Here is a 13,952-nt window from a genome sequence, read left to right as displayed (position 1 = left end):
GGTGTCCACGGTCTACGGCTCGACGCCCCAGGCGAGCGTGCCGTTGACGTAGACGGTCACCTTGGGGGCGTCGGCGTACGACGTGCCGGTGCCGCGGCTGTAGTCGTCGGTCTCGTCGAAGTTCGACCAGTCCGACTTGGCGAGCCGCAGCTGGAGATCGCCGGTACCGGCACCGGCGGCCAGCGAGCCCGAGGTGAAGGTGACGTCGAGGGTGTGGTCGGCGCCGGTACGGGCCGCCGGGAGTGCCGTGACGGAGGTCTTCACGGCGGAGCAGCCGAGCTGGGCGTAGTCGCACCACGTCTGGTAGCCGGCCGAGGCGGACTCGCCGGTGAACCAGTACCGGACCGTCACCTTGGACAGATCGACGGCGCCTGAACCGGAGTTGACGAGCTGGATGCCGGGCCTGATCTGGTTGTCGGCGGCCGAGGAGTCGTTGTTCTTGTACTGCGCCTTGATCCCGGTCGAGCCGCCTCCTCCGCCGGACGTCTTGGTGGTCGCGGAGACGGCCGCCGAGGCGACCGAGACGTTCCCGGCCGCGTCCTTGGCCTTGACGGTGTACGTGTAGGCGGTGGCGGCGGACAGGCCGGTGTCGGTGTACGAGGTGGTGGTGGAGCTGCCGACCTTGGTGCCGCCCCGGTAGACGTCGTACCCGGTCACCCCGGTGTTGTCGGTCGCCGCGCGCCAGGTGAGGGAGACGCTGTCGGCCGTGGTCGCGGAGACGGCGAGGCCGGTGGGCGCGGTCGGCGCCTGGGTGTCACCGCCTCCGCCGCCCGAACCGCCCACCGCCGGGTAGGCGTTGGCGAGCAGCTGCCGGAACTCCGCCGAGAACCAGTGCCCGGCCAACGGGGAGTTGGGCAGCGCCCCGGTCGGGTTGTTGCCGTTGCGGCCGTTCCCGGCGTACGTGGGGTCGCACATCTGGTCGAAGCCCTTGCCCTCGTCGTTGTCGAGGGGCTGGCTGGCGCCGTCGGACTCACCCGGCGGCTTGGCCCAGACATACGCGTCGATGCCCGTGTCGGGCGCGGCCGCCGGGCGTTCGCCGAGGCCGGCGCCGCTCTGGTTGCACCAGTTCCCGGCGTGGATGCGCCGGTCGATCCGGCCGCCGTCGACATAGGCGTCCACGCTGGTCGTCGGCCCGGGTCCGGCCGGCCGGGCGGAGCCGCCCCAGCCGTTGCGGGAGGTGTCGATCAGCATGCCGATGCCGCTGTCGAAGCCCTGGGCGACGAGCGCGGACCGCAGCCCCTGCGCGAACGTCGTCTCGTCGTCGTACTGGTTCCAGTCGATCCACTTCGACTGGCGCACGGTGGTGCCGTTGACCGTGTCGGTGATCTTGACGTACGGCTCGCGGGTGGGCGAGTAGTTGGCCGTGTTGACGATGAACCCCGTCACATCGCTCACGGTGGCGCCGCTGGTGGTGGCGGCCTTCTTGAACTCCTGCGCGGCCGGGACGAGGTTGGAGTCCCAGCCGAGCCAGCCGTGGTGTCCGGCGTCGATGTAGTTGTAGGTGTTGGGCAGCGCGCCGAGCTTGTGCAGGGCGTAGCCGACGCCCTTCTCGTAGTTGCCGTTGGCCTTCATCGTGGCGCACTGGGGCGTGGAGCCCGCGGTGCCGCCCGCGTTGGTGACGAGGTTGGGCAGCGAGTCGGGCTCGATGAGGTTGACGATGCGCAGGCTCGCGTACGCCGAGTCGGCGAGGACGGCCGCGATCGGGTCGATGTAGTCGGTCTGGTAGCGGCCGAGTTCGTCGGCGCCCAGCTCGCCGTTGGAGGCGAGGGCGGCGCAGTCCCGGCCGGGCAGGTCGTAGATCACGAGCTGGACGAGGTTGGCGCCCTGCGCCTTGGCGGCGTCGAGGTGGGCCTTGAGACCGCGCGCCTCCGAGGTTCCCTTGATCGCGGCGATCCGGTCCAGCCATACGAAGGTCGGCTGGTCCGACACCGCCGAACCACCGGGCTCCGCCGCCGCCTTGGCCGACCAGTCCGGGTTCACATAGGGCTTGGCGCCGACGTAGGGATTGTCCAGCTTGGCCGCGGCGGAGGCGGTCTGCGGCAGGGCGCTCAGGGAGAGCGTGCCGAGCAGCGCGGCGGCGGCCAGTACGGCGGCGCGTCTCGGGGCGTGCGGGTGTGCGGCTCTGCGGGAGTACATGCCGGTCTCCTGAAGGTCACGGTGAGCGGGTGGGGGTACGGCATCGCGCTGACGGTGCCCGGCACGAGGCCGGACACCTACCTTGGGAGCGCTCCCACCGTGCGGCCGCGTGACGGAACTGTCAACACCCGGTGCTCGAACTCGCTTTGACCGCAGCCCCTTTGGCGGCGGTACGGGGCGCCGTGACCGGACCCGTTCGGGCCACGGGAGTGCGGATCAGGCTTCGAGGTTGCCGAGCACCCGGCGCATCGCGTCCTGTACGGCGGTACGGGCCTCGGCCGTGTGGTCCAGCGTCTCGAAGCCGTGGTGGCAGTGCGGGGCGGAGATGACCCGCACCTGGGCGCCGCACGCGTCGGCGGCGTCCAGGAAGTTCCGCACGCTCGCGTCGTGCATCGGGTCCTCCAGGCCGACGCGGGTGAGCACGACCGGCAGGTCCCCCGCGCCGCGCACCGCTGCCGCCGGGCGGAAGCGGTCGCCGTCCGTGCCGTGACCCGGAAGCGGTTCCAGCAGGGGGTAGTTGGCCGCCAGACACCGCAGCCACGGCGGCGGGGCGGAGAGCCAGGGCGCCGACAACGGGCCGCTGCCGGAGAAGAACCAGAGGGCCACCCGGTCCCCGTCGACCCGGGGATGCGCGCGGACGAGACCGACGGCCGCGGACACGTCCTCGGCGGCACGGGCGAGGTCGTCCGGCGCGTGCAGCCGGTGGTCCACCGTGACGCCGACAGCGCCCAGTTGCGCGGCGAGCGTGGCGTACCCGGTGAAGGTCGGCCAGTCGCGTGGCGTCGGCCGGATTCCGGCCGGCAGCGGGCCGCCGTGCACGAACACGATCGCGGGGCGCGGCTGTTGGCCGTCGGGCAGATACAGGTCGACGTGCTCCTCGCGCTCCCGTGGCCGTTCCGGCACCGGCAGGACGAACGGCCGCAGGTGGTCCGGTACATGTCCCGGAGGCAGCGCGAGGCTCTCCCCCTCGCCCGCCGCCGCCTGCCGCAGCGCCTTGGCCAGCAGGTCCGGCTCGGACAGCATCGGCCAGTGCCCGGTGGCCAGTTCGAGGAAGGTGTTGCCCGGCCGGGTGAGCAGGCTCAGACGCGGGGCACCGAGCGACACCATCCAGCGCAGCCGGTCGACGGTCGAACCGTCGGCCGGGCACAGGATGCCGGTCCTCGGGATGCGGGCGGCGCCGTCGGAGAGCCGGAGCGGCTGGGTGAGAGTGGCGGCGGGCTGCGGGAGGGCGCGGGCGGTGAGCTGGTCCAGTTCGGCGGGGGTGAGCCCCTCGGTGCTGCCCAGCCGGTGCCATTCCTCGCGCGTCGGCGGCGGCACGTCGGTCGCGCCGTTCACGGGTCGCGGCAGGGCTGGGAGTGCGTCGAGGGCGCTGTCGCCGTCCTCGGGCAGCCCGGCAGCGGCCAGGTGGACGACCCTGACCACCCGCTCCCGGCGCCGGTCGGCGGCGCCCAGCGCCGGGAGCAGTCCGTAGCCGTGCCCGACCAGCACCACGCGCTCCCCCGCCGCGTCGACCTGGCGGACCACCTCCGCGACATGCGTCTCCAGGTCGACCGCACCGGAGGAACCACCCCCGGGAAGCGCCACACAGCGCACCCGCGCCCCCGCCCGCCGCAGCGCGGCCGCCACCCGCTCCCACACCCAGTCCCCCGTGTGCGCCTCGGGCACCAGCACGAACGCGGCCTCTGCCCCTGTGTCCCGTGTCGTCATCCTCGGCTCCTCCCACCGGTCCGGCACGGCCGTGTCGTCGGCCGCGCGCGCCGCTACCGTAGGAACTCCCCCTGGAGGAGGTTCAAGGCGTGACCGGAGTGACGTCGTGGAGCATCGGGGAACTGGCGGCGCGGGCGGGCGTCACCGTGAAGACCGTCCGCTTCTACTCCGACCAGGGACTCCTGCCCGAGACCGGACGCAGCTCCGGGGGCCACCGCCGGTACGGCCCGGAAGCGCTGGGCCGGCTGCGGATGATCCGCTCCCTGCGCACCCTGGACCTGCCGGTACCGGACGTGGGCCGGGCGCTGGAGCGGGACGACGCACTGGAGGGACTGGTCGCGGACCGTCTGCGCGAACTGCGGCCCCAGCTCGCCGCGCTGCGCTGGCGGGAGGCGGCGCTCCAGCTGCTCGCGGACTGCCCGCCGGAGGAGCGGGCCCGGCGGCTGGACCTCATCGGTGCCATGGGGCTCCCGCCCGACACCGACCTCCTCGCCCGCTTCTGGCGCCGGTGGCTCTTCCCGGCCCGGCTCCCGGCACCCCTGCTGGCCGGGATCGTCGACACGGCCGTACCCCCGCCACCGCACGACCCCACCCCGGCGCACGTCCTGGCCTTCGGGCGGCTGCGGGCGATCGTCACGGCGCCCTGCCCGCCGGGCCTCCTGGACCGGCCGCCCGCGCCGAAGCGGTTCACCGACGGCTTTCGCCCGGCCGTCCTCTACGCCGGCCTCAAGGAGGCGTACGACCTCGCCGACCCGGCGCTGCGGGCCGGGCGTGCCCCGGCCGGGGGCGAGGCCCTGGACCGGTTCGTCGCGGCCTGGGCGGAAGCCGGGGGCGCCCGCGACAGCGCGGCCTTCCGGCGGCGGCTGACCGGCGTCCTGGCCGACGAGCCCCGCCTGGACCACTACTGGGACGTCGTCTCCGAGCTGGCGACCCCGCCGGGTGCCCCACCGGAGCCCACGCCGGGCGCGGCCGAGGCGTGGCTGCGCGAGGCGCTCGCCGGAGCGGCCGGAGACCCCGATGCGACCGTGCTCCTGTGAGTGACCTCGGCGACGCACACCTGCGCACCTGGGCGCTGCGCTTCATGACCCTCCTCGCGGCGGACCTCGACGATCAGCTGGCGTGGCTGGGCGAGCAGGCGGTCGAGGCGGGGTCCGCCGTGGAGGAGGTGCTGCTGCTCTGCCGGATCTGGGAGGGGCTCGTGGAGCGCGGGCTGGGTGAGCCGGGGACTCTCCGCGAGGTGCGGGCCATCGGGCGGCGGCTGGCCGAGGCCGAGGACGCGCCCCGCACCGGGCTCTGGGCCGATGAGCTGGCCGTGGAGCCGGTGTGGGGCGACGTCCGGTCCCTCGCCGGCCGGTTGCTCCGCGCGGAGGTGGGCGATCGGAGGGACACTCCCTAGGGGGTGTCCGGAAAGTCGGTGGCTCGTTGGTCCGTTCGTGGTGCGTAGGCATGAACTGACCGATGAGTCGTGGGCGTTGATCGCTCCGTTGCTGGCGCCGGGTCGGATGGGCAGGCCTGGTCGGGACCGGCGGCAGGTGGTGAACGGGATCTTGTGGAAGCTGTCCACCGGGGCTGCCTGGCGTGACCTGCCCGAGCGGTACGGGCCCTGGAAGACGGTCTACGAACGGTTCCGGAACTGGTCCGCCGACGGCACGTGGGACCGTCTGCTGGCCCACGTCCAGCAGCACTCCGACGCCGTCGGGCGGGTCGACTGGACGGTTGTGTGCGTGGACTCGACCACGGTCCGGGCCCATCAGCACGCCGCCGGGGCCCGAAAAGGGGGCCCTGGGAAGGCGAGGCGCTCGGCCGGTCGCGGGGCGGCCTGACCAGCAAGATCCACCTGGCCTGCGACGGCCTGGGCCGGCCCCTGGCGTTCACGCTGACGGGCGGGAACGTGAACGACTGCACTCAGCTCGAGCCGGTCATGGACCAGATCAAGATCGCGCGTCCTGGGCCGGGCCGGCCGCGCACCCGGCCCGGCCGCGTCGTCGCGGACAAAGGCTACTCGGCCCGCAAGATCCGCGCCTACCTGCGACGACGCGGCATCGCGGCAGCGATCCCGGAACGCATCGACCAGATCAACGGACGCATCCGCCGCGGCGAGAGCCGCTGCCGCCTCGACAAAGCCGCTTACCGGCGGCGCAACGTCATCGAGCGCTGCTTCAGCCGCCTCAAGCAGAACCGGGCCCTGGCCACACGCTACGACAAACGAGCCATTCACTACCGGGCCATGGTCACCCTTGCCTGCCTCCGCCTCTGGCTCAACGACTTTCCGGACACCCCCTAGGGGCGCGGCTGCGGGGACGACGGCGCTTTGCGGTTCACGTCGCACTCCTTCTCCGTCAAGGGGCGCCGGTCGCCCGCGCGGCGGGAGCAGAGGACGGTGCGGTCGTAGTGGGCGCCGCCGGTGTTGGCGACGCGGACCAGGGAGATGGCGTAGTTGTCGCGGGTGCCGGGTTCGAGGCCCTGGTCGTGGGCGTTGTCCTGGGTGACGGCGGTGAAGTCGACACGGCCGGTGGCGAGGTTGTCGATGTTGGTGCGCAGCAGACCGGACCACGCCTCGGCCCGGCCGCGCGGGCGTCCGTCGCCGGTCGCGGCGCGGTAGAGCACCTCGGTGGCGTCGTGCATCAGCATGGTCTGCCCGTCGCTGAGGGCGCTGTCGGTCTGCGGGGTCGCCGCGCTCAGGCCGAGGATCTTCTCCTGGTCGGGGCCGAGTTTGCGCAGGTTGTTGACGAAGATGGTGCCCTGGTTCTTGGTGCCGGGGGCGGTGAGGACGAGGTGGTAGAGGGTGACGTTGGCGGCGACGCTGCTGCGCTCGGAGTCGAAGCCGGCCTGGGAGAGGTCGTCCCCGGCGAGGACCGCGATCTGCTTGCCGTTGCAGCCGGGTTCGGAAGTGATGCCGTCCATCAGGGCGTTGACGTCCTCGGTGCGGCCGGCGAAGTAGACGACCCGGGGCACCTCGCCCTCCTGGCAGATCTGGCCGACCTGGCGGCCGAGCACCGGGCGGCCGTTGCTCAGTCCGTACCGTTCCAGCCGGTCGACCCGGTAGCCCACGTCGGTGAGCATCCGGGCGCCGTGGTCCATCTGCTCGCGGGTGTAGCGGTCGTGGGTGACGGGGCTGCGGCCGAGGACGACGGCACGGCCGGCGGTGCCGTAGCCGTGGGTGCCGGGCGCGCGCAACTGCTGGGCAAGCAGGCGGAGTTGCCGTACCTGCCACTGGTCGGTGGCGGCCAGGTTGAAGAAGTTGGGCTTGTCGAGCAGCCAGGTACCGGAGTTGGTGCCGGAGACCACGGGGAGTTCGGCCTGCCGCAGGGTCTCCAGCACCTTGTCGGTGTCGGTCATGTCGCGGCCGATGCCGACCACGCCGACGATCGTACGGTCCCGCCGTGCCACCTCCACGATCCGCTCGGCCATCGTGGCCTGACTCGCCATGTCCGTACCGCCGTTGGCGACCAGCAGGCGCAGCTTCACCGGCTGGGAGGCGTTGTTGGCGTGCTGGGCGATGTAGGCGCCGCGCAACTCCTCGAATCCCTTGACCAGTTGGTCGTCGTTCTTGCCCTCCGGGTCGGGTCCGCTGAGTGGACCCGCGTAGACCAGCGTGACGTAGTCGCTGTTGCCGATCGACGCGTTCTCCTGGCGGATCAGTTCCTGGAGCTGCCGGGCGACGGGGAAGGTGACCCCGCCGGTCGCCACGCCGACGCACTCGGGGCCCTTGCCGCCGGGTGTCTCGACCCGCCGGGTGTCCTGGTTGGCGCCGCGCAGGTCGCTGGAGCAGTACTGGCTGGTCAGCCGGTGGTCGCGGACGCCGAGCCCGAGCCCGGTGGCGGCGAGGACGAGGGCCAGCGCGGGCAGCGACCACAGCCAGGTCCAGCGGGGGCGCCCGGTGGACAGCCGGGAGAGGCGCGGGGAGCCCACGCCGAGGTCGGGGTGGAGCAGCAGCCCCTCCGGCAGCGGTACCCGCAGCACCCACGGCAGGGTGCTGCCCTCCAGGCTGGGCGACTGGGTGACCCGGCGGGCGCGGTTCCAGCTCGCGTACCAGGCGGGCAGGTCGGCGCCGGAGCCGTGGAGGTGGCTCGCGGCGGGCTCGGCCGCGTAGCTGCGCTGGAGCAGGCCGATGTCCTCGTGCCGTACGGCGGCGATGACGAGCAGGGGGTCGAGTTCGCTGCGGATGCTGCGGATGTCGCTGATGGCGCGCAGGAGTTCGATCAGGCCGTTGTCGGCGGTGGCGTCGGGCAGGACGAGTACCGGCGGGGTGGGGCGCTTGCGTCCGCGCAGGTCCAGTGACCAGGCGCGGTGCGCGTCGCGCAGGTCCTCGCGCAGGGCGTGTACCCGCAGCTGGAGGTGGCGGCGCTGGGCGTCCTCGTCGCCGCTGCCGGTGCGGTGCTCGTCGAGCAGGCCGCCGTCCTGGATGTCCCGCGCCACGGCGGCGACCCGCTGGCGTACCGCACCCGGCGGCCAGAGCCGCAGCAGGCGCCAGGTGAGGCCCTCGCCCCGGTCGGCGCGCGGGCCCTGGTTGAGGTAGGTGGTGCTGAGGAACCAGCGGACCTCGCGGCGCAGTCCGAGGAACACCGGCGCGCGTCCCGGCAGGATGCTCAGCGCCAGCAGCGCGGCCATCACCACGGCGAGGAACAGCAGCGTCACGTACCAGGGTTTGTCGGTGATGAGCACCGCGACGACCGCGATGAGCAGGGCGGGGACGGTACGGGAGGCGTCGGTGGCGGCGTCGCGCAGCCTGGCCGTCCACTGGATGCCGCCGGGCCGCCAGCCGGTGCGGTTCAGCCCGTGCAGCAGCTCGTCCGGCTCGGTGTCGGGGCCGGCCTCCCGTACGACGTTCTCTATGGCGAGGAGCAGCTCGCTGCGCGGGAAGGAGTACTGGCCGTACTGGCGTCGGCCGCCGCGCCAGGCGTGCGGCTCCACGTACGGCTCGCCCCCGGAGCGGGCGGGCTTGCCGCCGAGTGCCTGGACGACCCGCAGGGCGCGCACCATCGGGCTGCCGCCGTCGGTGGGGTCGACGAGCGCGGACTGCCGGACGGCGGCGAACGGCACGCCCCGCGACCGCAGTTCCTGTCGCAGCTCGGCGAGGCTGCCGCGTACGGCCTCGTCGCCCTCCGGTGACCCGCCGTCCGCGTACAGCACGAACTCCGGCAGTGCCATGGGGCTGCGGCGCCGGAACGCCTGGAAGATCGCGTCCAGCATCTCGATGAGACGCGGGGTGGTCGCGTAGTGCCGTCGGCTGTCTGCGCTGCCCAGGCGGGTCACCAACTCGTGCTCCTCAGGGTCGACTTCGTACTCCTTTCGGACAAGGAGTGGTGTGAAGTCTGCCCAGCCGGTGCGTCGTGCGGGGGAGAGTGGCACAAATGTGACCAGCCCGCAGCGGTACGGGCATCGTGGGACGGAAGCGGGGCGCCGGCGGGCGGCTTTGTCATCATTGACCTTTGCCGATCGAAAAAGGCGGGTCTCGGATGGACGAGGACTGGTTGTCCCAGCGCGTACGCAGCGCGGAGGCGTCCATTCCGGGCGGCTTCGACCTGTCGGCGTGCGTGACCGAGCGGATTCACCTGCTGGGCGGTGTGCAGTCGTACGGCACCCTGCTGGCGGTCGACGCGGCGACCGGGCTGGTGGACACCGCCGCCGAGAACACCGGGGCGCTGCTCGGGCGGGACGCCGCCGAGCTGGTGGGGCGGCCGGTGACGGAGGTCCTGGACGCGGCGGACTGGGCGGAGGCGGTGGAGTCGGCCGTGGAGGGCGATTCGGTGGCCGTCGCCTTCCCGGTGCGGGCCGGCGCTGCACCGGTCCGGTCGTGCTTCGACCTCGGTGTGCACCGCCGGGACGGTCTGGTGCTGCTGGAGTTCGAGCCGCGCGCGCCGGGCGACGCGCTCAACTTCGCCGGCTTCTACCAGGGCGTCCGGGGTGCCCTGCGGCGGCTGCGGTCGGCCACCACGGTGCTGGACTGCTGCCGGGCGGCGGCCCGCGAGGTCCGGGCGCTGACGGGGTACGACCGGGTAGTGGCGTACCGCTTCGACGGGGCGAACGGCCCCGGCGAGGTCGTCGCCGAGGACCTGGCCGAGGGGCGGGAGCCGTGGCTGGGACTGTGGTTCCCGGCGACGGACATCCCGCCGCAGGCCCGGCGGCTGTACGAGGAGAACTGGATCCGGGTGATCGCGGACGTGGACGACCCGACCGCCCGTCTGCATCCGCCGGTCCGCCCGGCCACGGGTGAGCCACTGGACCTGTCGGGGGCGGCGCTGCGTACCGTCTCGGAGTTCCATCTGGAGTATCTGCGCAACATCGGGGTGCGGTCCTCGATGTCGGTGTCGCTGCTGCGGGAGGGGCGGCTGTGGGGGCTGATCGCCTGCCACGGGGACGCGCCCACCCGGCTGGCGCCCGAGGTGCGCTCGGCGTGCGAGCTGTTCGGGGTGGCGTTCTCCATGCAGCTGGCCGCCATCGAGGAGCGGGAGCGGGCCGACGCGCTGGCGCGCTCCGGGCGGGACGCGTCCGCCGTGGCCGAACTGCTGGACGCCGACGTGGACGGCTCGCTGCTGCGGCACCAGGCGGAGCTGCGCCGGCTGGTGGACGCCGACGGCGTGCTGCTGGCGCGCGGCGGACGGGCGTCCGGCGCGGGACTGACGGTCGGCCCGGAACTGGCCGCCGCGCTCGGCGGGTACGCGGCGCGGCTGCGTTCCGGCGAGGTGTGGGCGACGGACCGGCTGGGCGAGCTGCTGGCCGAGGACGGCGTGGACGTGCCTCTGACGGCGGACGGCCCGGCCGGGGTGCTGATGCTGCCGCTGGGCCCGGACGGCGACTACCTGGCCTGGCTGCGCGCGGAACGGCCGCTCCCCCGCGCCTGGGCGGCGGACCCGGCCCGCCCGGTGCTGGTCGGCCCGCGCGGCGAGCGGCTGACCCCGCGCGGCTCGGGGGCGGTCCTCCGGTCGACGATGCGGGGCCGGAGCCTGCCGTGGAGCACCCACGACGAGGCCGCCGCGCTGGAGATGGGCCGCCTGTTCACCCGGCTCGTACTCCGGCACGCCGATGAACTGGCGGCGCTCAACGACGAGTTGCGGATGACCAACCTGGACCTGGACTCCTTCGCGCATGCCGCGGCGCACGATCTGAAGGAGCCGCTGCGGGGCATCGCCAATGCCGTCACCTTCACCCTGGAGGACGCGGCGGACGGCCTGGACGCGACCAGCGTGCGCCGGCTGGAGACGATGCGGCGGCTCGCCGGACGCATGGACGACCTGCTCAACTCCCTTCTGCACTACGCCCGGATGGGCCGGGCGGGGCTGCGCCGGACCGACATGTCGCTCGACGAGATCCTGGACCGCGCCCTGGAGGTGGCCGGCCCCCGGCTGGCCGAGGAGGGCGTGACGGTGCTGCGCCCCGAGCCGCTGCCCCGGGTGAGCGCCGACCCGGACCGGGTCTACGAGGTGCTGCTGAACCTCCTGGTCAACGCCGCGAAGTACGCCGCCGACCGGCCCGACCGCACGGTGGAGATCACCATGGAGGACGCAGTGGCGCCGGGCACCGACTCCCCGGTGCCCGCGGTGGTGGTGCGGGACAACGGGATCGGCATCGCGGCGGAGCTGCACGAGGAGGTCTTCGACCTGTTCCGCCGCCTGCACGCCCCGCAGGAGCACGGCGGCGGCACCGGAGTGGGCCTGGCCGTGGTCAAGCGCATCGTGGAGCGCCACGAGGGGCGGCTCTGGCTGCGCAGCGCACCAGGGAAGGGCGCCGCGTTCTACTTCACGCTCGGCGATGAGGGCCCGGCCGACTGACCCTTGTTCTGCTGCCAGTAGTCCAGGGCGCCCTTGAGGACGGTACGGAAGAGGTCGAAGTTGAGCGGCTTGTAGATGTAGCTGTCCGCCCCGGCGGCGTAGCAGGCGTCGACCTCGGCCGGGGCGGTGGAGGAGGTGAAGACCACCACGGTCATCTCCGCCAGCTCCGGCCGGGCGCGCAGCGACTTCAGCACCGCGTAGCCGCTCATCCCCGGCATGTTGAGGTCGAGCAGCACGATGCCGGGCACCTCGGGGGTGGCCAGCAGCCGGTCGACCAGGCCCTCGCCCCGCGAGGTGAACTCCAGCCGCAGGTGGGGGTGGGTGCGGGACACGGCGCGCTCGATGGCCTCCGCGTCCTCCTGCGAGTCCTCCAGCACCAGCACACGCTGCATGTCGAGCGGCCTCGCGGGGGCGTGCTCCGGTGTCATCGCTGTCCTCTCACCCGTGCGATCAGCACGGCTGTGTCGTCGTCGCCGAGGTCCCGGAACGCCGAGGCGGCGGCCACGATCCCGACGGCCGGGTCGTCACCGCCCGCCAGTTCCCGTACGGCGGCGGGCAGGTTTTCCTCGAAGTGGGTGCCGTCGGCCGACCGGGCCTCGATCAGACCGTCGGTGAACATCATCACGGCGTCCCCCTCGCCGAGCCGGACCCGAACGGGCTGGTACGAGGTGCCGGGGACCACGCCGAGGAGCAGACCGTGCGCGGCCACCTCGGTGACCTCGCCGTCGGCGCGGCGCAGCAGCGGGAAGGGGTGCCCGGCGGCGGCAATCTCGGTGTCCCAGCCGTCCTCGGCGGGCGTGAGGACCGCGACCAGGGCGGTGACGAAGCGGGAGGCCCGCTCGTCGGTGAGCACCCGGTTCAGCCGGCTCAGCGCCGGGCCGGGCGCGGTGCCGTCCTCCAGCAGGGTGCGCAGGGTGTGCCGGGCCAGCGCGGTGAAGGCGGCCGCCTCGGCGCCGCGCCCGCACACGTCGCCGATGAACAGGGCGACCCTGCCGCCCGCGGCGACCACGTCGTAGAAGTCGCCGCCGACGTCGAGGCTGGTGTCCCCCACCTCGTAGGCGGCGCTCAGTTCGAGCCCGGGGACCTCGGGCAGCGCGCGGGGCAGCAGATGGTGCTGCAACAGCCGTACGTGCTCGCGGCGCTGGGCGTAGAGGGTGGTGGTGTCGATGGCGAGGGCGGCGCGGCCGGCCAGGTTCTCCAGGGTGCGCAGGTCGGCCATGCCGTCGTCCTCGCCGCCGTAGAGGAAGGTCAGGGTGCCCAGGGTGCGGCCGCGGGCGCGCAGCGGGCTGACGCTGAGCGCGGACACGGCGAAGCCGCCGTCGGCCGCGTCCGGGTCGAAGGGCCCGCCCGCCAGGCCGGGGCCGCGCAGCACCACGCTGTCGCGGCGGGCGGCACCGGCGCACAGCGTGGCGTCCAGCCAGGCGTCGTCGTGCGCGATCCCCGCGAGCCGCTCCTGCGCGGTGACCGCGACATGGGCCACCGCCACCGGCTCCAGCCGCCCGTCGGCACGGAAGAGGTGCACCACGCAGCCCTCGGCCACGGCGGGTACGGCGAGCCGGGCCACCCGGCGGAGGGTCTCCTGCACATCGAGGCTGGCGTCCATCTGGAGCGACGCCTCCGCCAGGAAGGCGTCGCGCGCCTGCCGCCGCTCGTGCGAACGCGCGTCCAGGATGCGCTCGTTGCTGGCCATCAGCACATCCGCCACCTGCGCGAGCTGCTCCTCCAGCCGCTCGGCGGTGACCGGATCGGGCCGGCTCTCCAGCCCGACCCAGAGCCCGGCGTTGTCCCCGGTGGCCAGTGGGAACACGCACTCCAGCACCACGGCCGCCTTGGAGTCGAGCAGCGGCCCCGCCACCAGGGCGACGTCGGCCCGCTCCGGCCCGGCCAGGTCGTACACCCGGGACAGGGCGCCCCCGGCGACGGGAGAGGGCGGCAGGGTGGGACCTCCGGGCCAGTCGGGTTCCGTCGGGAGCCAGGTGACCGCGTCGTCGCGGCCCGCCGACAGCACACGCATGTACTGGGGTTCGCTCACGCTCCAGCGGGCCCCCACCACGACGACAGCGCCGGGGAGCTCGATCAGTGCACGGTACACCTGTACCGCTATGCCCGTGACGTCCTCGGCGGCCATGGCGCTCAGCCAGAGCTGGTGCAGCCATTGCCACCAGGCGCCGGGCCCCTGGTGGGCCGGGCTCGCCGGAGTGTTCACGCAGGTCTCTCCATGGGTCCCCATGCTAGGCGCAGCGCCCGCGCGGACACCGGACGGGGTGCCCGTCCGGGAAACGCGCGGAATTCCCCGAGGGAAATCCTTGGGGCGCGAAATGCACTGGCATAACGATT

Annotated in this window: 8 protein-coding genes and 1 pseudogene; 4 read left to right on the top strand and 5 right to left on the bottom strand. The window is 73.5% G+C overall.

The window, feature by feature from the left end; all coding sequences use genetic code 11:
- Window positions 1-12: 12 nt before the first annotated feature.
- Window positions 13-2,136: a glycoside hydrolase family 6 protein gene (locus tag D0Z67_RS26980; RefSeq protein WP_051888080.1), complete on the bottom strand. Its 2,124-nt coding sequence runs from the start codon at window positions 2,134-2,136 to the stop codon at window positions 13-15.
- 216 nt (window positions 2,137-2,352) lie between these two features.
- Window positions 2,353-3,843 carry a dienelactone hydrolase family protein gene (locus D0Z67_RS26975; protein WP_031183314.1) on the bottom strand — a complete coding sequence of 497 codons (1,491 nt, stop codon included), beginning with the start codon at window positions 3,841-3,843 and terminating at the stop codon, window positions 2,353-2,355.
- Window positions 3,844-3,932: 89 nt separating this feature from the next.
- Between D0Z67_RS26975 and D0Z67_RS26970 the strand changes: the two genes are divergently transcribed.
- The 3 genes and pseudogenes from D0Z67_RS26970 to D0Z67_RS26960 all read left to right on the top strand — a co-directional run bounded on the left by D0Z67_RS26970 (window position 3,933) and on the right by D0Z67_RS26960 (window position 6,127).
- The gene (locus tag D0Z67_RS26970) at window positions 3,933-4,880 is read left to right on the top strand and encodes a MerR family transcriptional regulator (RefSeq protein ID WP_037775907.1); all 948 of its coding nucleotides are present in this window, start codon (window positions 3,933-3,935) and stop codon (window positions 4,878-4,880) included.
- A complete protein-coding gene (locus D0Z67_RS26965) occupies window positions 4,877-5,239 on the top strand; it encodes a hypothetical protein (protein WP_031183316.1) in 363 nt (120 codons plus the stop codon). Before D0Z67_RS26970 ends, D0Z67_RS26965 begins: the two co-directional genes overlap by 4 nt.
- Window positions 5,145-6,127, top strand: a pseudogene (locus D0Z67_RS26960) (IS5 family transposase). Before D0Z67_RS26965 ends, D0Z67_RS26960 begins: the two are co-directional and overlap by 95 nt.
- Here D0Z67_RS26960 and D0Z67_RS26955 read toward each other — a convergent pair.
- Window positions 6,124-9,102 (bottom strand): type 1 periplasmic-binding domain-containing protein, encoded by a 2,979-nt coding sequence (locus tag D0Z67_RS26955; protein ID WP_051887866.1) that lies wholly within the window; start codon window positions 9,100-9,102, stop codon window positions 6,124-6,126. The pseudogene D0Z67_RS26960 and the gene D0Z67_RS26955 overlap by 4 nt on opposite strands.
- Before the next feature lie 200 nt (window positions 9,103-9,302).
- Here D0Z67_RS26955 and D0Z67_RS26950 point away from each other — a divergent pair, with 200 nt between their 5' ends.
- Window positions 9,303-11,615: an ATP-binding protein gene (locus D0Z67_RS26950; protein ID WP_031182259.1), complete on the top strand. Its 2,313-nt coding sequence runs from the start codon at window positions 9,303-9,305 to the stop codon at window positions 11,613-11,615.
- On the opposite strand, the gene D0Z67_RS26945 is transcribed toward D0Z67_RS26950, so the two are convergent.
- Window positions 11,579-12,043, bottom strand: a complete 465-nt coding sequence (locus D0Z67_RS26945; RefSeq protein WP_031182258.1) for a response regulator — start codon at window positions 12,041-12,043, stop codon at window positions 11,579-11,581. The genes D0Z67_RS26950 and D0Z67_RS26945 overlap by 37 nt on opposite strands.
- Window positions 12,040-13,821 carry a PP2C family protein-serine/threonine phosphatase gene (locus D0Z67_RS26940; protein ID WP_031182257.1) on the bottom strand — a complete coding sequence of 594 codons (1,782 nt, stop codon included), beginning with the start codon at window positions 13,819-13,821 and terminating at the stop codon, window positions 12,040-12,042. Before D0Z67_RS26940 ends, D0Z67_RS26945 begins: the two co-directional genes overlap by 4 nt.
- Window positions 13,822-13,952: the final 131 nt, after the last annotated feature.

This window comes from Streptomyces seoulensis (assembly GCF_004328625.1).
Lineage (GTDB): Bacteria > Actinomycetota > Actinomycetes > Streptomycetales > Streptomycetaceae > Streptomyces > Streptomyces seoulensis.
This window is presented reverse-complemented; position numbering and strand designations above follow the sequence as displayed.

Coding starts and splice junctions, on each gene's coding strand:
- D0Z67_RS26980 (WP_051888080.1), bottom strand. CDS start 2,136: ATGTACTCCCGCAGAGCCGCACACCCGCACGCCCCGAGACGCGCCGCC.
- D0Z67_RS26975 (WP_031183314.1), bottom strand. CDS start 3,843: ATGACGACACGGGACACAGGGGCAGAGGCCGCGTTCGTGCTGGTGCCC.
- D0Z67_RS26950 (WP_031182259.1), top strand. CDS start 9,303: ATGGACGAGGACTGGTTGTCCCAGCGCGTACGCAGCGCGGAGGCGTCC.
- D0Z67_RS26945 (WP_031182258.1), bottom strand. CDS start 12,043: ATGACACCGGAGCACGCCCCCGCGAGGCCGCTCGACATGCAGCGTGTG.